21 protein-coding genes are annotated in these 23,921 nt (G+C 68.2%); 13 read left to right on the top strand and 8 right to left on the bottom strand.

All coding sequences use genetic code 11. From position 1 onward, the window contains the following. Positions 1-55 precede the first annotated feature (55 nt). Positions 56-1,714, top strand: a complete 1,659-nt coding sequence (locus tag MTBUT4_RS18170) for an NAD+ synthase (RefSeq protein WP_173981123.1) — start codon at positions 56-58, stop codon at positions 1,712-1,714. 9 nt (positions 1,715-1,723) lie between these two features. Further along, positions 1,724-2,209, top strand: a complete 486-nt coding sequence (locus tag MTBUT4_RS18165) for a YajQ family cyclic di-GMP-binding protein (protein ID WP_173981122.1) — start codon at positions 1,724-1,726, stop codon at positions 2,207-2,209. Between the two features lie 656 nt (positions 2,210-2,865). Here the strand turns inward: MTBUT4_RS18165 and MTBUT4_RS18160 are convergent. Together MTBUT4_RS18160 and MTBUT4_RS18155 are read right to left on the bottom strand one after the other, a co-directional pair. Continuing rightward, on the bottom strand, positions 2,866-3,915 hold the full coding sequence (locus MTBUT4_RS18160) for an ABC transporter ATP-binding protein (RefSeq protein ID WP_173981121.1): 1,050 nt from the start codon (positions 3,913-3,915) through the stop codon (positions 2,866-2,868). Then, positions 3,912-5,567: an iron ABC transporter permease gene (locus tag MTBUT4_RS18155; protein WP_173981120.1), complete on the bottom strand. Its 1,656-nt coding sequence runs from the start codon at positions 5,565-5,567 to the stop codon at positions 3,912-3,914. The genes MTBUT4_RS18160 and MTBUT4_RS18155 overlap by 4 nt, the downstream gene beginning before the upstream one ends. Positions 5,568-5,758: 191 nt before the next feature. Here MTBUT4_RS18155 and purQ point away from each other — a divergent pair, with 191 nt between their 5' ends. From purQ to grxD, 7 genes are all read left to right on the top strand, one after another. Beyond that, on the top strand, positions 5,759-6,448 hold the full coding sequence (gene purQ / locus MTBUT4_RS18150; protein WP_173981119.1) for a phosphoribosylformylglycinamidine synthase subunit PurQ: 690 nt from the start codon (positions 5,759-5,761) through the stop codon (positions 6,446-6,448). Continuing rightward, complete coding sequence (purL, locus tag MTBUT4_RS18145) at positions 6,445-8,649, top strand: phosphoribosylformylglycinamidine synthase subunit PurL (protein WP_173981118.1); 2,205 nt, start codon at positions 6,445-6,447, stop codon at positions 8,647-8,649. The genes purQ and purL overlap by 4 nt, the downstream gene beginning before the upstream one ends. An 89-nt stretch (positions 8,650-8,738) precedes the next feature. Then, positions 8,739-10,295 carry a hypothetical protein gene (locus MTBUT4_RS18140; RefSeq protein WP_173981117.1) on the top strand — a complete coding sequence of 519 codons (1,557 nt, stop codon included), beginning with the start codon at positions 8,739-8,741 and terminating at the stop codon, positions 10,293-10,295. After that, the gene (locus tag MTBUT4_RS18135; protein ID WP_173981116.1) at positions 10,296-11,603 is read left to right on the top strand and encodes a hypothetical protein; all 1,308 of its coding nucleotides are present in this window, start codon (positions 10,296-10,298) and stop codon (positions 11,601-11,603) included. 621 nt (positions 11,604-12,224) lie between these two features. Then, positions 12,225-13,091 (top strand): EamA family transporter RarD, encoded by an 867-nt coding sequence (gene rarD, locus MTBUT4_RS18130; RefSeq protein ID WP_173981115.1) that lies wholly within the window; start codon positions 12,225-12,227, stop codon positions 13,089-13,091. A gap of 63 nt (positions 13,092-13,154) precedes the next feature. Beyond that, positions 13,155-13,412 carry a BolA family protein gene (locus tag MTBUT4_RS18125; protein WP_173981114.1) on the top strand — a complete coding sequence of 86 codons (258 nt, stop codon included), beginning with the start codon at positions 13,155-13,157 and terminating at the stop codon, positions 13,410-13,412. Positions 13,413-13,479: 67 nt separating this feature from the next. After that, a complete protein-coding gene (grxD, locus tag MTBUT4_RS18120) occupies positions 13,480-13,812 on the top strand; it encodes a Grx4 family monothiol glutaredoxin (RefSeq protein WP_173981113.1) in 333 nt (110 codons plus the stop codon). Positions 13,813-13,824: 12 nt separating this feature from the next. Here grxD and MTBUT4_RS18115 read toward each other — a convergent pair whose 3' ends face one another. Both MTBUT4_RS18115 and rpsD read right to left on the bottom strand, forming a co-directional pair. Further along, complete coding sequence (locus tag MTBUT4_RS18115) at positions 13,825-14,601, bottom strand: ATP-binding protein (protein WP_173981112.1); 777 nt, start codon at positions 14,599-14,601, stop codon at positions 13,825-13,827. A 166-nt stretch (positions 14,602-14,767) separates the two neighbouring features. Further along, positions 14,768-15,385, bottom strand: a complete 618-nt coding sequence (rpsD, locus tag MTBUT4_RS18110; protein WP_173981111.1) for a 30S ribosomal protein S4 — start codon at positions 15,383-15,385, stop codon at positions 14,768-14,770. 278 nt (positions 15,386-15,663) lie between these two features. Here rpsD and MTBUT4_RS18105 point away from each other — a divergent pair, with 278 nt between their 5' ends. Together MTBUT4_RS18105 and MTBUT4_RS18100 are read left to right on the top strand one after the other, a co-directional pair. Then, positions 15,664-16,494, top strand: a complete 831-nt coding sequence (locus MTBUT4_RS18105; RefSeq protein WP_173981110.1) for a phosphate/phosphite/phosphonate ABC transporter substrate-binding protein — start codon at positions 15,664-15,666, stop codon at positions 16,492-16,494. Next, positions 16,491-17,918: an ATP-binding protein gene (locus MTBUT4_RS18100; protein ID WP_173981109.1), complete on the top strand. Its 1,428-nt coding sequence runs from the start codon at positions 16,491-16,493 to the stop codon at positions 17,916-17,918. The genes MTBUT4_RS18105 and MTBUT4_RS18100 overlap by 4 nt, the downstream gene beginning before the upstream one ends. Here the strand turns inward: MTBUT4_RS18100 and MTBUT4_RS19330 are convergent. The 3 genes from MTBUT4_RS19330 to MTBUT4_RS18085 form a co-directional block, all read right to left on the bottom strand. Then, positions 17,884-18,510 carry a cyclic nucleotide-binding domain-containing protein gene (locus MTBUT4_RS19330; protein WP_217424208.1) on the bottom strand — a complete coding sequence of 209 codons (627 nt, stop codon included), beginning with the start codon at positions 18,508-18,510 and terminating at the stop codon, positions 17,884-17,886. The two genes, MTBUT4_RS18100 and MTBUT4_RS19330, sit on opposite strands and share 35 nt — an antisense overlap. 80 nt (positions 18,511-18,590) lie before the next feature. Next, positions 18,591-19,712 (bottom strand): alpha/beta hydrolase, encoded by a 1,122-nt coding sequence (locus MTBUT4_RS18090; RefSeq protein WP_173981108.1) that lies wholly within the window; start codon positions 19,710-19,712, stop codon positions 18,591-18,593. Beyond that, positions 19,709-20,200: a hypothetical protein gene (locus MTBUT4_RS18085; protein ID WP_173981107.1), complete on the bottom strand. Its 492-nt coding sequence runs from the start codon at positions 20,198-20,200 to the stop codon at positions 19,709-19,711. The genes MTBUT4_RS18090 and MTBUT4_RS18085 overlap by 4 nt, the downstream gene beginning before the upstream one ends. A 65-nt stretch (positions 20,201-20,265) precedes the next feature. On the opposite strand from MTBUT4_RS18085, the gene MTBUT4_RS18080 reads away from it, so the two are divergent. Then, positions 20,266-21,090 carry a sulfite exporter TauE/SafE family protein gene (locus MTBUT4_RS18080; RefSeq protein ID WP_173981106.1) on the top strand — a complete coding sequence of 275 codons (825 nt, stop codon included), beginning with the start codon at positions 20,266-20,268 and terminating at the stop codon, positions 21,088-21,090. 10 nt (positions 21,091-21,100) lie between these two features. On the opposite strand, the gene MTBUT4_RS18075 is transcribed toward MTBUT4_RS18080, so the two are convergent. Then, the gene (locus MTBUT4_RS18075) at positions 21,101-22,252 is read right to left on the bottom strand and encodes a GNAT family N-acetyltransferase (protein WP_173981105.1); all 1,152 of its coding nucleotides are present in this window, start codon (positions 22,250-22,252) and stop codon (positions 21,101-21,103) included. 16 nt (positions 22,253-22,268) lie between these two features. Here MTBUT4_RS18075 and MTBUT4_RS18070 point away from each other — a divergent pair, with 16 nt between their 5' ends. After that, the gene (locus tag MTBUT4_RS18070) at positions 22,269-23,549 is read left to right on the top strand and encodes a DUF445 domain-containing protein (protein WP_173981104.1); all 1,281 of its coding nucleotides are present in this window, start codon (positions 22,269-22,271) and stop codon (positions 23,547-23,549) included. The last annotated feature ends 372 nt before the right edge of the window (positions 23,550-23,921 follow it).

The following is a 23,921-nucleotide window of genomic DNA, read 5'->3' as shown; positions in this document are numbered from 1 at the left end:
GGATAGCGGGGCGGTCGGATTGACAGGTCCTGCGCCGGGTCCTACCCTCGCGGGCATGTCCGATACCCTCTCCATCGCCCTGGCCCAGATCGACCCGGTGGTCGGCGACGTCGCCGGCAACGTCGCGCTGATCCGTGCCGCCCGCGCCCGCGCCGCCGCCGACCGCGCCGACCTGATCGTCTATCCCGAGCTGGTGGTCTCGGGCTATCCGCCCGAGGATCTGGTGCTGAAGGCGGCCTTCCTCGATGCCGTCGAGGCGGCGGTGGACAGCCTGGCCAAGGATACCGCCGATGGCGGCCCGGCCATGCTGGTCGGCGCCCCCTGGCGAATGGACGGGCTGGCCCGCAACGCCGCTTTGCTGCTCGACCACGGCAAGGTGACGGCGTGCCGGCTCAAGCGCCACCTGCCCAATTACGGCGTCTTCGACGAGGCCCGGGTGTTCGTCCCCGGGCCGCTGCCGGCGCCCATCACCTTCCGTGGCGTGCGCCTGGGAGTGCCCATCTGCGAGGACATGTGGTACCCGGACGTGGCCGAGACCCTGGCCGCCGCCGGGGCCGAGATCCTGGTGGTGCCCAACGGCTCGCCGTTCGAGGTGGACAAGTCGGGGGTGCGCCTGGAGCGCGCCGCGCAGCGGGTGGCCGAGACCGGGCTGCCGCTGGTCTACGTCAACCAGCTGGGCGGCCAGGACGAGCTGGTGTTCGACGGCGCCTCGTTCGCCCTGGGCGGCGACGGCAGGCCGCTGCTGCGCCTGGCGCCGTGGCGGGCCGAGGTGCTGACCACGGTGTGGCGGCGCACCGAGACGGGCTGGACCACCGAAGGCAAGCTGGCCCCCGAGCCGGCGCGCGAGGAAAGCATCTACCAGGCCATGGTCTGGGGCCTGCGCGACTATGTCGGCAAGAACGGCTTCCCCGGCGTGGTGCTGGGCCTGTCGGGCGGCATCGATTCGGCGCTGGCGGCGGCGGTGGCGGCCGATGCCCTCGGCCCCGACAAGGTGTGGTGCGTGATGATGCCGTCGCCCTATACCAGTCAGGACAGCCTGGACGACGCCGCCGGGGTGGCCAGGCTGCTGGGCTGCCGCCTCGACACCATCGGCATCCGCGCCGCCATGACCGCCTTCGACGGCATGCTGGGGCCGCTGTTCGTCGGCCGCGAGCCCGACATCACCGAGGAAAATCTTCAGTCCCGCGCCCGTGGCCTGACCCTGATGGCGCTGTCCAACAAGTTCGGCCCCATGGTGCTGTCCACCGGCAACAAGAGCGAGTTGAGCACCGGCTACGCCACCCTCTACGGCGACATGTGCGGCGGCTACGCGGTGCTGAAGGACGTCTACAAGACCGCGGTGTTCGCCGTCTGCCGCTGGCGCAACGCCCATGTCCCGGCCGGCGCGCTGGGGCCGAACGGCCCGGTGATGCCCGAGCGGGTGATCACCAAGCCGCCCTCGGCCGAGCTCAAGCCCGACCAGACCGACCAGGACACCCTGCCGCCCTATGACGAGCTGGACGGCATCCTGATGAGCCTGATCGAGGGCGAGCTGTCGGTGGCCGACACCGTCGCCAAGGGCTACGACGAGGCCACCGTGCGCCGGGTCTGGCGCATGCTCGACCGCGCCGAGTACAAGCGCCGCCAGGCCCCGCCGGGGGTCAAGATCACCGGGCGCTCGTTCGGCAAGGACCGGCGCTACCCCATCACCAACGGCTTCACCAAGTCGGTATAGGAGACCGTAATGCCCTCCTTCGACGTCGTTTCCAAGACCGATCTCGCCGAGGTGGACAACGCCCTGGCCGGCATCACCCGCGAGGTCGCCCAGCGCTATGACTTCAAGGGCTCGAAATGCTCGGTCGAGCGCAAGGAGATGGTCATCACCGTGCTGGCCGACGACGACCTCAAGCTCAAGACCATGCACGAACTGATGGCCGTCCACTTCACCCGGCGCAAGGTCGATCCCCGCGTGCTCGATTACCAGGCGGTGGAGAAGGCCTCGGGCAACACCGTGCGCCAGACGGTGAAGATCAAGGATGGCATCGAGGCCACCCTGGCCAAGCGCCTGGTCAAGGAGATCAAGGACTCGAAGATCAAGGCCCAGGTCGCCATCCAGGGCGACGAGCTGCGCGTCACCGGCAAGAAACGCGACGATTTGCAGGAAGCCATCGCCCTGATGCGCAAACTGGAGCTGGACCAGCCGCTGCAGTTCGTGAACATGCGGGATTAGGGGTGGAGATAGTAATCTCTCATGTATGGACGGCCCCTGCGTTGCAAGGGGAAAGTCACGTTTTGGCGTCTGGTCGGGTGCGGTCATGTATCCGGCCTGTTGGTGCGGTACGGTTGACCGCAGGCCCTGATGAAATCCGCTGATCCGGTCCCAATCACCGGACCGCGCACAAGGCGCATGACGGTACGCGGGGTATCCTGATCCTCGGTTCGACCGATTTCGCCATCACGTCACGGTGCACCCTCGCAAGTCGATCACGCGGCTTGCGGCTCGCGGTAGCACCCTCACGCCTACGACCAAATCGCTTGCCGCGGATACGTTCCTGTCGGCGGTCTCCATCGTTGCCGCCCTCGTGTGGTGGCTCAATTGAGTTCGGGCCCTAATTGACGGACTCGAGTACTCTCCCCCTCCGCCGACAGCGGCCTGACCCGACCCGGCGCATGGCTCCTCCTGAAGCAGATCGTTGCCTCTCTGCTCCAAGCGATCATTCCTCAGACAAGTCTCCGGCGCATCCGTAACGAGAATAAACGTATTCGGAGACATCTCCATAAACCACCGGGACGAAAAAGGCGCAAACAGTACACCAATGTCTTGTTTTGGCGCATATGCGCGAAGGCGGGGGTGACGTAAAGCCGCAGATCCTGTATCAGCCGGCCTCACTCCTCGCCGGCGGGAAACACGAAGACCTGGGCGGGATCGATGGTGAGGGCGACCCGGGTGCCCTCGGGCGGCGGCGGGCGGCCGCTGAGGCGCACGTGCAGGTGCACCGGCGCGTGGCCCGGCCAGTCCAGCCGCAGATGCACCAGGCTGGAGCGCCCCAGCAGGCGCGCCGCCAGCACCTGACCGGGGCCGGCGGCATCCTCGGCCAGGGTGATGCCCTCGGGGCGGACCAACACTTCGGCGGCCTCGCCGTCGGCCAGGCCGGGGCACGGCCAGGGTCCCAGCGGCGTCGTCACCCTGCCCGACAGGGCCTGCGCCTCGACCACGTTGACCTCGCCGAAGAACGAGGCGACGAACGGGTCGGCGGGGCGGCCGTACAGCTCGGCCGGGGTGCCCAGCTGCATGATGCGGCCCTTGCGCATGACGGCGATGCGGTCGGCCATGAACATGGCCTCCTCGGGGTCGTGGGTGACCATCAGGGTCGAGACGTGGCTGGCCTTCAGCAGGTGCAGGGTGTCGTCGCGGATGCGGTCGCGCAGGCGCTTGTCCAGGCCCGAGAACGGCTCGTCCAGCAGCATCAGCCGGGGGCCGGGGGCGAGGGCGCGGGCCAGCGCCACCCGCTGCTGCTGTCCGCCCGACAATTGGTGCGGCCAGGCCCCGGCGAAGGCGGCCATGCCGACCTGCTCCAGCATCTCCATGGCGCGGCGCCGGCGTTCGGCGCGGGGCAGGGCGGTCAGGCCGAACTCCACATTGGCGGCCACGTCCAGGTGGGGGAACAGGGCGTAGTCCTGGAACAGGAAGCCGACGTTGCGCCGTTCCGGCGGCACCAGCACCCCCGCCCCCGCCACCACCGCGCCGTCCAGGATCACCCGGCCGCCGGTGGGGTTCTCCAGCCCGGCGGCGATGCGCAGGGTGGTGGTCTTGCCGCAGCCCGACGGCCCCAGCAGGCAGACCAGCTCTCCGGGTCCGACCGCCAGGCTGACATCGTCCACCGCCCTGTGGTCGCCATAGGCGTGGCGGATGGTTTCCAGTTCCAGTCCGGTCATCGGCTGCCTCCCGGGCGTGAGCGGGCGATGGCCCGGCTGAGCAGAATGGCCGGTCCCAGCCCCACCGCCACGATGGCCAGGGCCGGCAGGCCGGCATCGCTCAGCCGCTCGTCCGAGGCGAAGGTGAAGGCGCTGGTGGCCAGGGTGTCGAAGTTGAACGGCCGCATGATCAGCGTCGCCGGCAGCTCCTTCATGACATCGACGAAGACCAGCAGCCCGGCCGACAGCAGGCTGCCGCGCACCATGGGCACATGGACGCGGCGCAGCACGCCGGTGGTGCCCTCGCCCAGGCTGCGCGCGGCCGCCTCCAGCGACGGCGTCACCTTGCCCAGGCTGGCGTCCACCGCGTCGGCCGAGACGGCAAGGAAGCGGACCAGATAGGCATAGACCAGCGCGGCGATGCTGCCGGTGATCAGCAGACCGGGCGAGGCGCCGGTGAGCCGCTCCACCTGGGCCGCCACCGCCTTGTCCAGCAGGGTCAGCGGGATCAGCGTGCCCACCGCGATGACCGAGCCCGGGACCGCGTAGCCCATGGCCGCCACCCGCGCCGCTCCCAGCACCAGCGGACGCGGCGCCAGCCGGCGGCCATAGGCCAGCACCAGCGCCACCGCCACCGCCAGCAACGCCGTCACCGCCGCCAGCAAAACACTGTTGCGGGCCAGCACCAGGAACCCGGTGCCCGGTCCGGTGTCGCGCAGGGTCTGCAGCGCCCAGCCGCCCAGCATGGCGGTCGGCAGCAGGAATCCCAGCAGCAGCGGCAGCAGGCAGAAGCCCAGGGCCAGCAGGCCCCGTCCGGTCCCCAGGGTGATGCGCGGCAGGTCGCGATAGCGGTTGGTGGTGTGGTGGGTGCGGGCGGCGCCGCGCGACAGCCGCTCCAGCAGCACCAGCGCCACCACGAAGGCCATCAGCACCACCCCCAGCTGCGCCGCCACCGCCGGCTGGCCCAGCCCCAGCCAGGTGCGGTAGATGCCGGTGGTGAAGGTATCGACGGCGAAATAGTGGACGGTGCCGAAATCGTTGAGGGTCTCCATCAGCGCCAGCGCCACCCCCACCGCGATGGCCGGCCGCGCCAGCGGCAGCGCTACCTCGCGGAACGCCTGCCACGGGGTCCGGCCCAGGGTGCGGCTGGCCTCGAGCACGCAGACCGACTGCTCGAGGAAGGCGGCGCGGGCCAGGATGTAGACATAGGGGTAGAGCACCATCGCCAGCACCGCGGCGGCGCCGCCCAGCGAACGGATCTCGGGGAACCAGTAGTCGCGCGCCGAGCTCCAGCCGAACAGCCCGCGCAGGGCCGCCTGCACCGGACCGGCATAGTCGAACAGGCCGGTATAGGTATAGGCGACCACGTAGGCCGGCATCGCCATGGGCAGCAGCAGCGCCCATTCCAGCACCGCCGCGCCGGGGAAGCGGCACATGGTCACCAGCCAGGCGGTGCCGACGCCGCCGACGGTGACGCCGATGCCGACCAGCACCATCAGCAGCAGCGAGTTGGCGACGTAGTCGGGCAGCACGGTGGCCGCCAGATGGCTCCAGGTGCCGCCCGAAGGGACCAGCAGGTTGCCCGCCACGCTGACCACCGGCATGGCGATCAGCGCCGCCAGCACCAGGGCGGCGATTTCCCAGCCGCCGGGACGGCGCAGCCGGCGGAGCATGGCGGGGGAACGGGAGGGGGCGGGGCAGGCGAGGGGCAAGGCGGGGCGCCGGTCGGTGGTTGCTCGAAGGGACCAGCTTATTGCAAGCGATTGTCAGTGGCAACGATGCCGGTGCGGTCCTTCGCGCTGGAAACCGCCTCGCTTCCGTATTAAGAAGGCCCTTCCCGCCGCAACCTTCCCAGGGATCGCCCGTGAAAGCCGCCGTCATCGTCTTCCCCGGCTCCAACTGCGACCGCGACGTCGCCGTGGCGCTGGAGGCCAGCATGGGCGCCAAGCCCCTCATGGTCTGGCACCGCGACACCGAACTGCCCCAGGTCGATCTGATCGCCGTGCCGGGCGGGTTCTCGTATGGCGACTACCTGCGCTGCGGCGCCATGGCTGCGCACTCGCCGATCATGCGCGAGGTCAAGGCCCGCGCCGAGGCCGGTGTCCGCGTGCTGGGCATCTGCAACGGCTTCCAGGTCCTGACCGAGGCCGGGCTGCTGCCCGGCGTGCTGATGCGCAATTCGGGGCTGAAATTCATCTGCCGCGACGTGCATCTGCGGGTCGAGGACAGCGAGACCGACTTTTGCCGCCAGTACCAGTGCGGCGAGGTGGTGCGCTTCCCCATCGCCCACGCCGAGGGCAATTTCTTCGCCGATGACGAGACCTTCCGCGCCATCGAGGGCAACGGCCAGGTGGCGTTCCGCTACTGCACCCCCGATGGCGGCTTCGACCCCGCGGCCAACCCAAACGGCTCGCTGGGCAACGTCGCCGGCATCTATAACGAGAAGCGCAACGTGCTGGGCCTGATGCCGCACCCCGAGCGCCTGGCCGAGGACCTGCTGGGCGGCTCCGACGGCAAGCGCATGTTCGATTCGCTGGTGGAGGCGCTGTCGTGAGCAACATTACCCCTGAAGTCATCGCCCAGCACGGCATCAAGCCCGACGAGTACCAGCGCATCCTCGAGATCATGGGGCGCGAGCCCAATCTCACCGAGCTGGGCATCTTCTCGGTGATGTGGTCCGAGCATTGCTCGTACAAATCCTCGAAGAAGTGGCTGAAGACGCTGCCGACCACGGCGCCGTGGGTGATCTGCGGCCCCGGCGAGAATGCCGGCATCATCGACATTGGCGACAATCAGGCCATCGTCTTCAAGATGGAAAGCCACAACCACCCCAGCTTCATCGAGCCCTACCAGGGCGCGGCGACCGGCGTCGGCGGCATCCTCAGGGACGTCTTCACCATGGGGGCGCGGCCCATCGCCAATATGAACGCCCTGCGCTTCGGCGATCCGTCCAATCCCAAGACCCGCCACCTGGTGGCCGGGGTGGTGGCCGGCATCGGCGGCTACGGCAATTGCGTCGGTGTGCCCACGGTGGGCGGCGAGACCAACTTCCACAAGTCCTACAACGGCAACATCCTGGTCAACGCCATGACCGTGGGCCTGGCCGACAAGGACAACATCTTCTATTCGGCCGCCGCCGGCGTGGGCAATCCGGTGGTCTATTTCGGCTCCAAGACCGGCCGCGACGGCATCCACGGCGCCACCATGGCCTCGGCGGAATTCGACGAGAAGTCCGAGGAGAAGCGCCCCACCGTGCAGGTCGGCGATCCCTTCACCGAGAAGCTGCTGATCGAGGCCTGCCTGGAGCTGATGGCCACCGACGCCATCGTCGCCATCCAGGACATGGGCGCCGCCGGCCTGACCTCGTCGTCGTTCGAGATGGCCTCGAAGGGCGGGCTGGGCATCGAGATGGACCTGGATTCGGTGCCCATGCGCGAAGAGGGCATGACCGCGTATGAGATCATGCTGTCCGAATCCCAGGAGCGCATGCTGATGATCCTCAAGCCCGGCAAGGAGGACGTCGCCCGCGCCATCATGGACAAGTGGGAGCTGGACTTCGCCGTCATCGGCGTGTTGACCGATACCGGGCGCATGGTGCTGAAGCGCCACGGCCAGGTGGTGGCCGACCTGCCCATCGATCCGCTGGCCCAGGCCTCGCCGGAATACGACCGCCCCTGGGTGGCCCCGGCCAAGCCGCCGGTGGTGCTGGCCGAGGACGTCCCGGCCCAGTGCCCGATCGAGGCGCTGAAGACCCTGCTGGCCTGCCCCGACTTGGCCTCGAAGCGCTGGATCTACCAGCAATACGACCACATGGTCATGGGCGACACCGTGCAGCGCCCCGGCGGCGACGCCGCGGTGGTGCGCATCCACGGCACCCCGAAGGCGGTGGCCATCACCACCGACTGCACTCCGCGCTACTGCCAGGCCGATCCGCATGAGGGCGGGCGCCAGGCGGTGGCCGAGGCCTATCGCAACCTGTCGGCCACCGGCGCGGTGCCGCTGGCGGTCACCGACAACCTGAACTTCGGCAATCCCGAGAAGCCCGAGATCATGGGCCAGATCGTCGAGGCCATCCGCGGCATGGGCGAGGCCTGCCGCGACCTGGACTTCCCCGTCGTGTCGGGCAACGTTTCGCTCTACAACGAGACCCAGGGCACCGCCATCCAGCCGACCCCGGCCATCGGCGCCGTCGGCCTGCTCGACGACGTGTCCAGGCACACCACCATCGCCTTCAAGGACGCCGGCAACGCCATCGTGCTGCTGGGCGAGACCAAGGGCTGGCTGGGCGCCTCGCTGTACCTGCGCGAGATCTGCCACCGCGAGGACGGCGCCCCGCCGCCGGTGGCCCTGCACCGCGAGCGGCGCAAGGGCGAGTTGGTGCGCCAGCTGATCCAGGACGGCCTGGTCAGCGCCTGTCACGACGTCTCGGACGGCGGCATCCTGGTGGCGGTGGCCGAAATGGCCATGGCCTCCGAGGGCCTGATCGGCGCCGCCCTCGACCACCCCTCGACCCTGCCCCTGCACGCCTGGTGCTTCGGCGAGGACCAGGGCCGCTACATCCTGGAAGTCCGCCAGGACGACCTGGTCTCGGTGCTGGAGGAAGCCCAGGAACACGACGTCGGCGCCCGCGTCATCGGCACCACCGGCGGCCACGTCATCAGCATCGGCGGCCGCGCCGCCACCGTCGAGGACCTGAAGGCCGCCAACGAAGGCTGGATGCCCAAATACATGGGCAACGAGATGTCGGGACATTGAGGGAGGTTACCTCTTGGCTGCATCATCATAGGTTGTTACACTGCGAGCCTCTCTCCCCATAGAGGGGGGCTCGTGGAGTTTCGGCACGGATGGCGATTCGCGGCTTAACGACGGTGCGTTTAGGTGCCGGACAGGTCAATTCCGCGGCGTGGTGCCAAAGGGGAGTGCGGCTTTCCCTTGTCGGAATTTCCAACGACAACCGGGCATGGTCCTGCAAACTGGAATGGCAGGATGTGGACTCCATCGGGGCCGGAGGGAGCCCAAGAGAGCAGGAGCCAATTGCGCCGCCTTCCCCAGATATAAAGCTTCATCAGTGCGCGTGGCTGAGGGAGTGTTTTTTCGTCGCGGGCGAGCATCTGCTCCACGGATGCCAAGCCAAATTGGGCAATGGCTGGTGTCTCGAAGCGTGTCCGGGTCAGAAGCCAGCGCCCCGGGGCGTTTCCAAGTTGGCGATTGCCGAAACCGCCGGGAAATTGGCCATCAGTGACAGTAGCGGCCGGGTTACCTGCTACGAATTGGGGGCAGAAGGCCTGGAAAGAAGCTGCGAGGTGCCCCCGCTCTTCGCAGGTGCCAGGGCCATAACAATCCGTGGGCTCGCATTTTCCACGGACGGTTTGCGCCTGGCGATTGGACGCGAAGGTGAAGCTCGCATCCATTCATTGGACGACCTGATCCGCAGCAAGCCGAATTCAACCCCCATCTTTCTGAATGGCATGCAGTGCCTGGCCTGGAACCCGGCCTTGCCGAGCTTGATTGCGGTCGGTGGAGACGGCGGCGCCGTGGAATTGTTTGTCGTTCCCTCTGGCGGAACCAAGGCGGAAACGCAAGGCCACGCGGTTACAGGCAAGGGCTCGGCCGTGGTTGCTTTGGCTTGGTCCAATGATGGTCGCGTCCTCGCCGCTCGCGATGCGAACGGGGCCAGTTTCGCATTCTTCGTCTCGGCGACGGGGCTGGAATCGCCTGTCTACGTAGACGAGGTGCTTGGGCGTCCCGAGGATCAAGTGGCGACGAAAAAGGGAGCTGCCTGTTTGGCCGCAAATCCGATTAGTACGGCGCAGGACTCGATCTTCGTCGATAGCGTCGCTGATTCCGCGACGGACGCAAGAGCGAGAGTCTGGAAGGTGAGGGCCATTGAGATGACTCTGCAGGAACGGTTCTGCGTGGTTCTCGGGGGCGAGCGGAAAAGGAGTGTGTTCACTGCCGCAATGAGTGCCTATGTCGCTGGTTTCGGACGTGAATTCAAACAATTAGGCGGCCAAAAAGGTGATGAGGTCACTTGGCGCGCTGTAGACGAAGCGGGGAAGAGCCCGATCGAGGTTCGTGGGCGGGACCTGACGGTCTATCTTCTCGAACAGCGCAAGCGCCTTGCCAGCGAGCGAGCCAAGATACCCCACGGCTGGGATCGGATCGTGGTGTTGGACGAGGCGCGGCTCAAGGCTGAGCAGAACAATCCGGAATATGAGCTTAAGCACTGGCGGGATCGCATACGGAACCGGCCGAGTGAACCACTGCCTAACACCGACGAAGGCAAGCTGTTCGTATTCGTTGATAGCTCTTGCGCCAGAAGGCTGCCAAATCACGATAATTTCGTCGAACTTGCCCGCAAGCTTGGGTACGATGACGTCCTTTTCGAACGGGATCGCTAAATGCCGCCACTGAATCTCCTTCGAGAAATCGATGCCACCTGCGATGCGGCCTCACCGGACGGTACGGCAGCACTGCGAGCGCCCGTTTCCGCGGCATTTATTGAAGCGGTGAAGGATGGTCTGGCTCGCCTCGCCGGCGAGCGGGCAACAGAAATCCTCGACCTCGAAGACATCGGACTCGCCCTTCGTGACCGGTTTCCGATCTACGCTGGGGCGGACCAGCGATATCGTGAAGATCTTTTCTCTGCTTTGCATACCCTTGATATGCGGCGCAATATCGTCGTTGCCTGGGACCAGAAGGTGGTATTCGTTAATGCTGAGTATGTATTTGGCGTAATTGCATATTTTGTTAAGAGGGTCACTGCTAATCGAAAGCGACGGGGGTATTTGGAAGCCGCCGCGTTCAATGGTGTTCTCCCGTCGAATTGCCCGATTCCGCTTCAAGAACGGGTGCGTGCAGCCATAAAGGCGGAGCCCGTGCGTCGCGGCATCGCGGCATGGCTGCCTCGCGAATTGGGCGAACCGCCCCGTTTGGTGTTTCCTGGCTTGTTTGGCCCAAAGCCGCCGTTGCAGAACGAAGTAAAGGTCCGTTGGGGCACCATTTTCTTTTCTCGGTGCAACGCAAGCATCATGCTTCCCATGGTGGTCGCTTATCTGGACGGTCGTGAAAAGGGCGCATTCCGCTTGCTGGAAACCCAACGGAATGCAGCCGAATTCAGATACAGCAAGGGCACAGTGCTTTACCACTTCGGAATACTTGCAAAACGCTTTGATAGTCGCAATGCGATGCTTGCCCTGTATTTCAAGGGGGATAAGAACGAAATCATTCTGGGCAAGGCTGACGGTCACATTCGTGATTGTCTCCGTGCGGTAGTTCCCGGTTCCAATGCGGTCCTCAGGGTAGATTGCGGTATGTGCAAGGTCGGTTACCTGGACGAACTCGCGGAGTCAAAGGTTCCGCCGGAGTCAGTGAATGGCGATGGAAGGCCAGCTTCCGGGCCTAATGACTTTATCGACGATATAATGGTGAAGCTAAAAATCGGGCGTAGGAATGCAAGGCTGAATTTGCGTTATTCGGCCGCAAATGAGATGTCTAGCCTTACGCTAGACGACATCAAGAACTACACGATATCTCTTTTTGAGAAATTAGGTTCTGTTAATGGCGAGTTCAGCAATAAGGGTGAGGCCCGTCGGGCTCTCCGAGAGGCGAAAAATTCCGGCGAAGAGGAGTGCGCAAATCCCGGCATCGAAGCGGATGTTGACGTGAGCTACACAGTGGACCCTGGCGTACAATGTGCGGCCCAGTAGGTTTCATCACTTGATCGCTAGGCCGGTACTTTAAACACGCTCTGTCGCCCACACACGCGGGCAGAGACGCATCGGACTGATGAGTACACGGTGCGGGGGGGCGGTGGAGTCGCGCGCCTTATGTCCTCCTCTACCCAATTCCTCGATGGTGCGGGCCGGCACGGGTACGTCGCTTCTGCCTGCCACCAGTGCCCGCTTCGAAAGCCGCACTCGGCCATGGCTCTGCTCATAGCCCAAACGAAATTCGGGGGCGGGCAAGTACCACCGGCGGCCGCGTCATCAGCGTCGGTGGCCGCGGAGTGACGGTCGAGGGGCTGAAGGCCGCCAACAAAGGCTGGCTGCCCAAGTACATGGGGCACGGGATGTCGGGGGATGCGTCCCAGGTCGCTTCGCTCCTTAAGCCCCCCCCCCCCCGCGCTTCGCGCAAGGGGAAAGGGCGTAAGCTGGGGCCTATGCGGCTCGACCCAGGCAGCCACGTTTTGGCGGCTCCTCGTGGATCGCCGGGTCGAGTCCGGCGATGATGGGTGTGTAGATGGCATCGCCCATCCCGTATTCCGCCTCATACTCGCGCCCGACCACGCGCTGTGCACCGCTCTCGCCCCGCTATGGTAGGGTCCGGCGATGGAGACCAATTCCACCCGCGCCGGTGCCCTGGCCGCCCTCGGCGCCTTTCTGATCTGGGGAACCTTCGGGCTTTACTTCCACGCCCTGGGCGACGTCCCGGCGCCCGAGGTGCTGGCGCATCGCGTCCTCGGCGGCGGACTGTCGGCGCTGGTCGTGCTGGCGTTGCGCGGACGGCTGGGCGAGATGGCGGCGGTGTGGCGGGAGCGCGGGCAGTTGGCCGGGCTCACCGGCTCGTCGGTGGCCATCGCCGTCAACTGGGGCGTTTTCATCTGGGCGGTGGCCAACGGGCGGGCGCTGGAGGCCAGCCTGGGCTACTTCCTGTTCCCGCTGGTCTCGGTGCTGCTGGGCCGCCTGGTGCTGGGCGAGCGGCTGTCGCCGCGGCAATGGCTGGCGGTGGCGCTGTGTGCATTGGGCGTCGGCTGGATGATGGCCGGCGGTTCCGGTCTGCCGTGGGTGGCGCTGGTGCTGGCGCTCAGCTTCGGCGCCTACGGCCTGCTGCGCAAGACCATCAACGTGTCCTCGCTGGCCGGGCTGCTGGTCGAGACGGCGGTGTTGGCGCCCTTCGCCGCCGCCTATTTGGCGTTCACCGGCGGCGGGACGGCGCCGCACATGGGCGGCGGAACCATCGCGCTGATCGCCCTGGCCGGGCCGGTCACTGCCGTGCCCTTGGTGCTGTTCGCCTTTGGCGCGCGGCGGCTGCGGCTGTCCACCCTGGGCCTCATGATGTACGTCAATCCCACGGTTCAGATGTTGGTGGCAGGGTACGTCCTCGGCGAGGATTTCACGCCGGCGCACGCCGTGACCTTCGCCGCCATCTGGGCGGGCTTGGCCGCCTATTCCTGGCCGGGCCGCCGCGAGGCTTGAACCGGCTCCGCCATCGCCGTATTGATGGGCGTCCGCCACGTCCGCTGTTTCAGGAGTTCCCCCATGCCCATGGAAGCCCATGTCATCGAGGCGATGATCAAGGAGGCCTATCCCGATGCCCGGGTGGTCATCGAGGATCTGCGCGGTGACGGCGATCATTATTCCGCCCTGGTGGTGTCCGAGGCGTTTCGCGGCAAGACCCGGGTGCAGCAGCACCAGATGGTCTACGGCGCCCTGCAGGGCCGGATGGGCGGCGAGCTGCATGCCCTGGCGCTGCAGACCGCCACGCCCGACGCCGCGCCCGACTGGGCGAAGGCGTAGGGGTGTTGCGTCGCCGGGCGCGGCGTCCTAAATTGTAACCATTCCAAATATCGAGGCAGTGTCCCCCATGACCAATCCCGTTTTCGAGCGCATCCAGCAGGACCTTTCCGACAACGACGTCGTCCTCTACATGAAGGGCACGCCGATGTTCCCGCAATGCGGCTTCTCGGCCGCGGTGGTGCAGGTGCTCTCCGACCTGGGCGTCAAGTTCAAGGGCATCGACATCCTGGTCGATCCCTCCTTGCGCGACGGCATCAAGCAGTTCACCAACTGGCCGACCCTGCCCCAGCTCTACGTCAAGGGCGAGTTCGTCGGCGGCTGCGACATCGTGCGCGAGATGGCCGGCAACGGCGAACTGGCCGCCCTGCTCAAGGACAAGGGCGTCGCCTTCAAGGGGTGATGCGGCCGAAGGTCACGGCCGCCGCAGGGTGAAGTGGAAGGTCGAGCCGTGGCCCGGCCGCGAGTCCACCCACAGGCGGCCGCCGTGGCGTTCGACGATCTTGCGGCAGATGGGCAGGCCCAGCCCGGTTCCCGGACGATCCCGCCCGTGCAGGCGGGCGAACACCATGAAGATGCGCTCGTGATCCTCGGGCGCGATGCCCTCGCCGTTGTCGGCCACCGCGAAATGCCAGCCCTCGGCGCATTCCTCGCCGGTCACCACGATGGTCGGGGCGAGGTCGGGGCGTCGGTACTTGACGGCATTGCCGATCAGGTTGGCGAACAGGCGCTCGATCCCGGTCTCGTCGGCCACCACCTCGGGCAGCGGGGCGACGCGGATGGCGGCGCGATGCTCGGCCATCACCGGCCCGAGGTCGTCCAGCGCCGCGTCCACCGCGCGGGCGGCCGGAAAGGCCTCGAGGCGGGTGGCGGCGCCGGCCCGCGAGAAGTCCAGGATGTCCTCGATCAGCCGCTCCATGCGGGCGGCGCCGTCGGTGATGAAGTGGATGAAGGTGCGCCCGTCCTCGTCCAGGCTGTCGCCGTAGCGGCGGGCCAGCAATTGGGCGTAGCTGGAGACCATGCGCAGGGGCTCGCGCAGGTCGTGGCTGACCACATGGGCGAACTGCTCCAGTTCGGCGTTGGAGCGGCGCAATTCCTCGACCATGGCGGCCAGGGCATCGGGATCGGGGTCGGGATCGGGCAGCGCAACCGAAGCGGCACCCGGCAAGTCAACGCGATCGGAAGGCCGCATGGCGAACCCCTTGGACGCTCCCCCATCCACGGGAATTGTCGCATGTGTGGAAGAGGTGGACCATATGCCTTAATGCGCGGGCAGATATGCACCCGGGCGGGGCAAATAAACGAAAACCCCGGCCGTGTGGCCGGGGTCTCGTGAATTCCGCCGATGGACGAACCGATCAGCGCGAGTAGAACTCGATCACCAGGTTGGGTTCCATCTGCACCGGATAGGGCACGTCGGCCAGCTTCGGCGCGCGGATGAACTTGCCCTTCATGTCCTTGTGATCGACGTCCAGGTACTCGGGCACGTCGCGCTCGGGCGACTGGGCCGATTCGAGGACGATGGCCAGGTCCTTTGACTTGGGCTTGACGGAGATGATGTCGCCGTCCTTGACCTGATAGGACGAGATGTTGACGCGCTTGCCGTTGACCTGGATGTGGCCGTGGTTGACCACCTGGCGGGCCTGGAACGGGCTGGTGGCGAACTTCATGCGGTAGACCACCGCGTCCAGGCGGCGCTCGAGCAGCTCGATCAGGTTCTCCGAGGTGTCGCCGCGGCGGCGCACGGCCTCGTCATAAAGCTTGCGGAACTGCTTCTCGCTGATATTGCCGTAATAGCCCTTCAGCTTCTGCTTGGCCATCAGCTGGGTGCCGAAGTCCGAGGCCTTCTTGCGGCGGGCGCCGTGCTGGCCGGGCGGATTTTCCTTGCCGCGGGCCAGCGGGCTCTTGCCGCGGCCCCACAAGTTGACGCCCAGGCGGCGGTTGATCTTGAATTTGGATTCTGCACGCTTGGTCATGATCGGTCCTTGCTTGTCCCGGATCGTTGCCGGTTGGGGTTTGTCCCGATAGGCCTGGGTCCGACACTGCGGTCGGGGCGGGACGGTCCACCAGGGGATCCGCCCACGTTCTCGGGAATGAAGCGGTGCTTATAGGCAAAGGCACGGGCGGAAGTCAACAACCCTATGCGGAGAAAGGCTTCCTTGGCGCCATTCGCCAAACTCCTGACGCCGGTTGCATACTTTTGGCTATTCTCTCATTATATGTAGGCGGGGATAAGGGAAGGGGGGAGCGGATGATGCGAATCTGGCTGATTGCCATGGTGGCCGTGCTGCTGTCGGCCGCCCCGGCCGCCGCTCAGGCACCGTTGCGGGTGCTGCTGCTGCCCTATACCAATGCCGCGGCGCTGATGCGTATCCACCAGCCCTTGCGCGAGCACCTGCAGCGCGAGCTGGGGCGGCCGGTGGAGCTGTTCACCTCGGCCGATTTCGTCGCCCATTTCGAGGACATCCGGAAGGGCGACTTCGACGTCGCCGTCACCGGCCCCCATTTCGGCGCCTATGCCGTCCAGCACGGCGCGCGGGCGTTGCTGCGCTACCGTGCCACCCTGACGCCGGTGCTGGCGGTGCGCAAGGGCACCGGGCTGACCGATCCGGCGCAGCTGAAGGGCAAGGTGGTGTCGGCCTCCAACCGCCTGTCGACCTCGTCCCTGGCGGGCGAGCGCTGGCTGGCGGAACGCGGGCTGGTGGCCGGGCGCGACTACGAGCTGCGCGCCAGCGCCACCCACACCACCGCCATCATGGCGGTGGCCATGGGCGAGGTGGATGCGGCGCTGACCACCCACACCCCCATCCATCAGGCGCCGGAGGACGTGCGCGCCCGCATCGAGGCGATCCCTGCGCCGTCGGGTGTGCCGCACCTGTTCACCATCGCCCGGCCGACCCTGCCCGAGGCCGAGGTCCGCACCGTCCGCGCCGCCTTCCTGGCCTTCGGCGAATCGGCGGCGGGCAGGGAATTCTTCGCCGCGTCCGGCTACCAGGGCTATGTCCCGCTCACCGCCGAGGACGTCGCCGCCATGCGCCCGGTGGTCGATCTGCTGCTGACGGCCCTGCCCAAGGCGCAGCCGTGAAGCTGCTCATCGATCGCTCCGACAGCTTCCGCAAATCCCTTCGCTTCCGCCTGATCGTCGCCAGCGTCGTGGTCGAGGTGGTGATGCTGGCGCTGCTGATCGGCAACAGCATGCGTCAGGCCAACCTGCACCTTGGCGCCATGACCCAGGCCCGGGTCGCCGAGATGGCCGAGACCCTGGGCATCGCCCTCGGCCCGCCCTTGGCGGCGCGCGATCACGCCAGCCTGCGCAGTCTGGTCGACGGTCTGGTGACGCTGCCCGACATCGCCTATCTGGCGGTCACCGACCGCGACGGGCGGACGCTTGCCGGGGCCGGCGCGCTGCCGTCGCCGTTGCCGCCGCCGGATTCGTCGGTGGTGGCCACCGAAGCGGCGGTCCACGACGCGGTCGCGCCCATCGTCCTGTACGGCCAGACCTATGGCGACCTCCATTACGGCCTGTCCCTGGAAGCGCTGCGCCGCGCCAAGCGCGACGTGCTGATCCAGGGCGTCGCCATCGCCGCCGCCGAGATCCTGTTGTCCATCGCCGCCCTGGCGTCGCTGACGCTGCTGCTGACGCGGCGGCTCGAGAACCTGACGCGGGCCAGCGTCCGCCTGGCGGCCGGCGATTACGGCACCGAGGTGCCGATCCGCGGCAATGACGAGATCGCGGCGCTGTCGGCCGCCTTCAACGCCATGGCCGACGCGGTGCGCTCGCAGGTGGTGCGGCTCGAGGACAACGCCGTGGTGCTGCGCCGCTCCAACGAGGAGCTGCGCAAGATGGCCGAGGTCACCGCCCACCATCTGCAGGAGCCGTTGCGCCGGGTGGTGAGCTACAGCCAGCTGCTGAAGCGGCGCTACGGCGAGGAACTGGATGCCGACGCCCGCGACTTCATCGACTACGTGGTCGAGGGCGCGGTCGGCATGAAGCGTCAGCTGATCGACCTGCAGGCCTATGTCGCCATCGACATCGAACCGGTGACCGCCGGCTCCGTCGCCGATCTGGGCGAGTGCGTGCGCCTGGCCTGCACCACCCTGCGCAAGCCGATCGAGACCGCCGGGGCCGCCATCGAGATCGGCGACCTGCCGCGCGTGCCCGGCGATGCCCGCCAGATGGCCTTGCTGTTCGAGCAGATCATCGGCAATTCCCTGACCCATGGGGTCGAGGGGCGGGCGCCCCGCATCACCGTCAATGCCGCCCGCTCCAACGGCACCTACGTGCTCTGCGTCGCCGACAACGGCACCGGCATTCCGCCGGAATACCACAAGCAGGTGTTCGAGCTGTTCGAGCGGCTGGATGTCGACGCCAGGGGCACCGGCATCGGCTTGGCCATGGTGCGCAAGATCGTCGAGCGCCACGGCGGCCACGCCTGGATCGAGACGGCGCCCACCGGCGGCGCCGTGGTCTGCTTCACCCTGCGGGCGTTTCCGGCCGGGCAGGACTGACGGCGTCGCCTATTTCCCCGTCGAGATCGATGATCAGGTCGTGGCGCACGTCGCGGCAGCGCTGGGCCGCGGCACGGATGGCGGCCAGGGTGCGGTCGAGGTCCTCGAGATGGCGGCGCAGCTCGGCCGCCGCCGGATCGTCGCCGGCCTTCTCGGCGAAGGCGCGGACGTTGCCGGCGATGAAGCCCAGCATGCGCACGTGGTCGTTGACGCTGCGCGGCCGGCGCAGGAAACCGCGGTGGTTCGAGCGGATGTTGCGGATGAAGAAGTTGAGGATGCCGCGGATGAACTTGTCCGAGGCCGCCAGCTTGCGCTCGAACATCTCCTTGGGGATGCGGGTGGCGGTGGTGTCCTCGAGGGCGATGGCGCTGGCCATGCGCTTGCCGCCGTCGATGGCCGCCATCTCGCCGAACAGCTCGCCGCGCGTCACCGTGCCCAGCTCGATCCGCTGCCCGGCCGCCGTCTGGTAGATGGCCACCGACCCGCTCTCGATCAGATAGGCGCAATCGCCCTCGTCGCCCTGGGCGAACACCGCCCGGCCGGGCGCGAAATGGCGCTTCTCCAGCCGGGGTTCGATCGCGGCCTTGGTCATGAACTACCCCTGAGACTCAATCGTTGCCGGCAAGAATGACCGGCACCGAAGGTGGGGGCAATCTGTGCGAACGGGTGTGGTCATCCACCGGACGGATAGTGCGTCCGCCGGTTGCGCTCGTCCAGCAGCGCTGCGACGCCGCGCCACAGGGCCAGGGTGTCGGCGGCGGCGCCGGGCTTCAGTTCGGCGTGGGCCAGGTTGTCCAGCAGGACCAGCCGCGCCTGGGGTGCCGCGGCGGCCAGCGCCCGGGCCTCGGTCCACGGCACGATGCGGTCGTCGCGGCCGTGCACCAGGATCAGCCGGGCGGCGAGGCGCGACAGGTCGCGGCGGGCCAGGTCGAGGGCGGCGATCTCGGCCCCGATGCGCGGCGGCAGGGCGGCGATCAAGGCGGGCACGCGGTCGGGGTCGGCGTTGTCCAGCAGCGCCATCACCGCCCGGCCCTGGGGGGTGAGGCCGGCGCGCAGGTCGTCGATGGGAGTGTCGGGATGGGCCAGCTTGCGCTCGGCGATGGCGGCCAGCAGGGCGCGATCGGCGGAATCCTCCAGCCGGCGCGCGTTGGACAGCACGAACACCCATTTGCCGTAGGCGTTGGGGTCCTTGCGCAGCCACGGCCGGCCGGGCCCCTCGCGGTAATGGCCGGTGGTGAAGAAGGTGAGCAGCTCGGTGAGGTCGTAGGGGGCGCCCACGGTGACCACGAAGGCGACCGAGGGCTCCTCCAGCGCCGCCAGCACCGCCGGGGCGGCGCCGTAGGAGATGGCGGCGATGCCGATGGACGGCAGCCCCCGCTCGGCCTGGAGCCAGCGCACCCCATCGGCGATGGGCTCGCGGTCGGCCTCGGCCACCTCCAGCGCCCGCAGGGTGGGGATGTCGGGCACCAGCACCTCGAAGCGGGCCCGCGCCAGGGTCTCGGCCAGGGCCACCAGCAGCGGGTGGTCCTTGCCCTCGCGGGCGGCGCCGGGGACCAGCACCAGCCCGGCCTCGGCCGCTTCTCCCGGGAGATAGAGGTCGCCGCGGCGCAGACTTCCACCTACGGTCCATTCCACCGGGCGGCGCTCGGGGCGGGGGGTGAGGCGCTTGTACAGGCTGTCGCCGTGCCCGGCCCCCAGATCGGCCAGCACCAGCCCGGCTTCGATGCCGCTCCGGGAGCACGAGGCGAGGGCGGCCAGCGTTAGAATAATCAGGACCGCGACGATACGCCTCACAGCAGCCCGACCTCCTCCAGCCGCTCCTTGGTGCGTTCCTCCTTCTTGCGCAGGGCGTCTTCCATGCGCTTGATGCGGCGGTCGAGGTCCTCGATGTTGGCCAGCCGCTCGACCCGCTTCTCGCGGTTCCAGCCGTCAGAGGCGCGCTTGATGCCCCAATCGGCCAGGGCGAAGACGACGGCGATCCCCGAGGCGAAGGCGACCAGCGCCGCCACCGCCCCATAGGACTTGTCGACGGTGTAGACCGCGCCCCAGAAGCCGGCGCTGACGATGGCCATGGTGCCCACCAGCATGCCGCGGGCCAGGGTGCGGTCGTGCTGCACCTTGCGGCGCTCGGCATCCTTCAGGGCGTTGACGATCTCCTCGCGGGCGATGGTCTGCCAGGTGCGGAACGACATGCCCTTGACCGTCCGGTTGTCGCGGATGGTCTGCTCCAGCTTCCTCACCAGGTAATCGGCCTGCTGATCCGGCGTCGGCCCGTCGCCCATGGTCCTGCTCCGTCGGCTGCGGCGCAACTCTAGCACCATCGGGCGAAAGGTCGTATAGCAGGCGCATGCCCGCCGAGATTGCCGCCCTGCTGCCCTTTGCCCTGCTGCTGCTGGCGGCCGGCTGCGTCGCCGGCCTCATCGCCGGCCTGCTGGGGGTGGGCGGCGGCGTCGTGGTGGTGCCGGTGCTGTTCCACCTGTTCACCCACCTGGGCGTGGACGAGGCGGTGCGCATGAAGCTGGCGGTGGGCACCTCGCTGGCCATTCTGGTCGCCACCGCGTGGTCGTCGGCCTCGACGCACTGGAAACACGGCACCGTCGATGGCGACTTCCTGAAGGGATGGAGCCCACCCATCGTTGCCGGCGTACTGGCCGGCGCCGCCATCGCCGCGGCGGCGCGCGGGCCGGTGCTGTCGCTGGTGTTCGCCGCCGTGGCGCTGGTGGTGGCGGCGCAGATGGTGTTCGGACCGCCCGGCTGGCGGCTGGGCGACCGCCTGCCCGGCGGCCTCGGGCGCTGGGGCATCGGCGGCGCCATCGGCGCGCTGTCGGCCATGATGGGCATCGGCGGCGGCACCATGACGGTGCCGCTGATGACCATGCACGGCATGCCGGTGCGCCAGGCAGTGGGCACCGCCGCCGCCACCGGCTTCGTCATCGGCGTGCCCGGCCTGCTGGGGTTCATTGCCGGCGGCTGGGGCGAGCCCGGCCTGCCGCCCTTCAGCCTGGGCTATGTCAGCCTGTCCGGTCTGGTCCTGGTCGCCCCGGCCTCGGTGCTGATGGCGCCCCTGGGGGCACGGCTGGCCCACCGCATGGACACCACCATGCTGAGGCGGCTGTTCGCGGCCTTCCTGGCCTTCACCTCGGCGCGCATGGTCTGGCAGGCGCTGGGGTGAGGGGAAACGCCTACCCCTTCCGAAACGGCCCGCACTCCGCCTGTTCCGCCATGTCCTCGGCGACCAGCGGACGTTCGTGGGCGAGGTAGCGCCCGACCGCCTCGCCCAGGCGGGGATCGGCGAACCAATGGGCGGAGTGGGTGGCGGCCGGCAGGTAGCCGCGGCTGACCTTGTGCTCGCCCTGGGCGCCGGCCTCGACCCGGGCCAGGCGGTGGGCGATGGCGAAGTCGATGGCGCGGTAGTAGCAGGCCTCGAAATGCAGGAACGGCACGTCTTCGGCCCCGCTGCCCCAGGTGCGGCCATAGAGGGTGTCGCCGCCCAGCAGGTTGAAGGCGGCGGCGAGCGGCTGGCCGTCGCGCTCGACCCACACCAGCACCACGTCGCCGCCCAGGGGCGAGGCCGACAGTTCCTCGAAGAACGCCCGCGTCAGGTAGGCCGAGCCCCATTTGCGGTCGACCACACCCTGGTAGAAGCGGTGGAAGGCATCCCAGTGGCGGGCCTTGACCTCGGCGCCGGCCAGGGTGGCGATGGACAGCCCTTGCGCCGCCACCGCCTCGCGCTCGCGCCGCACCTGCTTGCGCTTGCGCGACGACAGCGCCGCCAGGAAGTCGTCGAAGCCGGCGTAATCGCGGTTCTCCCAATGGTACTGAAAGCCCAGCCGGCGCAGGAAGCCCTTGCCCTCCAGCAGGTCGGCCTCGGCCTCGGTGGGGAAGGTGACGTGCAGGGACGAGACCCCCCAGCGCCCCGCCATCTCCACCATGGCGGTCGCCAGCGCCTCGCGCACCGGTTCCGAGCGGGCCAGCAGGCGCGGCCCGGTCACCGGCGTGAACGGCACCGCGCATTGGAGCTTGGGGTAGTAGCGGCCGCCCGCCCTGGTATAGGCTTCGGCCCAGCTCCAGTCGAACACGTACTCCCCATAGGAATGGCTCTTGAGATAGAGCGGGGCGCAGCCGACCACCTTGCCGTCGTCGTCCCGCGCCACCAGATGGCGAGGCAGCCAGCCGGTCCCGGCACCGGCCGAGCCCGAGTCCTCGAGCGCGGCCAGGAAGGCGTGGGTGGCGAACGGGTTGCCTTCGCCGGCACACTGATCCCACTCCGCCGGCGCCACGTCGGCGATGCGCTCGGCCACCGACACCCGGACGCGGCCGTTTCCGTCGGGCATGCGGACTCCTGAACCAATGACCCCGATCCCTGAGATGGCACCGGCACCGGCAAATTCCAAGCATGACGAGCGCTCCGCCCAGTACAGGCGGATGAAACGCCTGGCCACCGGGCTGCTGCTGGCGATGGCGGTGGTGTTCGTCGCCGCCCTGCTGGCCCAGCGCCGCTTCGACTGGCCCTGGCTGCCCTTCCTGCGCGCCTTCGCCGAGGCGGCCATGATCGGCGCCATCGCCGACTGGTTCGCGGTGGTCGCCCTGTTCCGCCGCCCCTTCGGCCTGCCCATCCCGCACACCGCCATCATTCCGCGCAACAAGGACCGTATCGGCGAATCTCTGGGCGCCTTCATCTGCAACAACTTCCTGGCCCCCGAGCTGGTGGCGGCGCGCCTGGACGCGCTCGATCCGGCCGGGCGGGCGGCGGCGTGGCTGGCCGATCCGGCCAATGCCGGCGCGGTGGCGCGGCGCGGCGCCGCCTGGCTGCCCACCATCCTGGCCGGCCTGGAGGACGAGGGCCTGGCGCGGGTGCTGAAGGCGTCGCTGGGGCGCGGCGTGGCCGCCGTCGACGCGGCGCCGCTGGCGGGGCGGGTGCTGGCGCTGATGGTGGCGCGCGGCCGCCATCAGGCCCTGCTCGACCGCGCCGTCGAGCTGGCCGAGGATGTCCTGCTCGCCAACCACGACCTCATCCGCGCCCGCGTCGCCGAGCGGGTCTGGCGCTGGCTGCCGCGCTGGGTCGACCGCAAGCTGGCCGACACCATCCTGGTCGGCCTGCTGGAGACCCTGGGCGAGCTGCGCGACCCCGACCATCCGTGGCGCGCCACCGTCCAGGCCGCCATCCTCGATTTCGCGCTCCGGCTCGACACGGATCCCGCCCTGCGCGCCCGCGTCGCCGAGGTCAAGGCCGAGATCGCCGCCAGCCCGCTGCTGGACGACTACCTCAATTCCCTGTGGTCCGAGATGAAGGCCCGCCTGCACGCCGACCTCGCCCGCCACGACGGCGACCTCAGCCGCTGGCTGGAGGCGGCGGTGGCCGGTCTGGGCCGCCGCCTGGCCGCCGATGCCGTCCTGCGCGCCACCCTCAACCGCTGGCTGCGGCGGGTGGTGGAACGCAACGTGGTGCCTTACCGCGGCGAGATCGGCGGGTTCATCGCCGGGGTGGTGCGGCGCTGGGACACCCGCACCCTGGTCGCCAAGCTGGAATTGCAGGTCGGCCGCGACCTCCAGTACATCCGCATCAACGGCACCATCGTCGGCGGCCTGGCCGGACTGGCCCTCTACAGCGTGGCGCGGCTGCTGGGGTAGGGGTATATTAGAGCGCCGGGCCATAAATCTGCACCAGCTCCCCGTTCGTCATGCCCGGACTTGATCCACTTCTGTCCGGTTTATTTTTCGGAGAGCCTTCGGGAGCCCTTGGTGTCGGCCGCGTCCAGGGTGATGTTGGCGGAAGCGGACAGATTACCCTCGCCCGCCTGCGGGAGAGGGAGGGACCCGTCGCGCCAGCGACGGGAGGGAGAGGGCGCGCGCCGTCAGGTGCGCTTCGCGACAGCGAAAACCTCTGCGTTTTCAGGTCTTGGGCGCGTGGACACGCGCCGCCCTCACCCCGGCTCGCTGACGCTCGCCCCCCTCTCCCGCAGGCGGGCGAGGGGGCATGGGCCAGCCGAGAATTAAACCGGA

Origin of the sequence: Magnetospirillum sp. UT-4, assembly GCF_902729435.1 — a bacterium.
In the GTDB taxonomy this organism is placed as follows: domain Bacteria; phylum Pseudomonadota; class Alphaproteobacteria; order Rhodospirillales; family Magnetospirillaceae; genus Magnetospirillum.
Note: the sequence above shows the minus strand (reverse complement) of the source record. Positions and strands in the feature narration are given on the sequence as shown.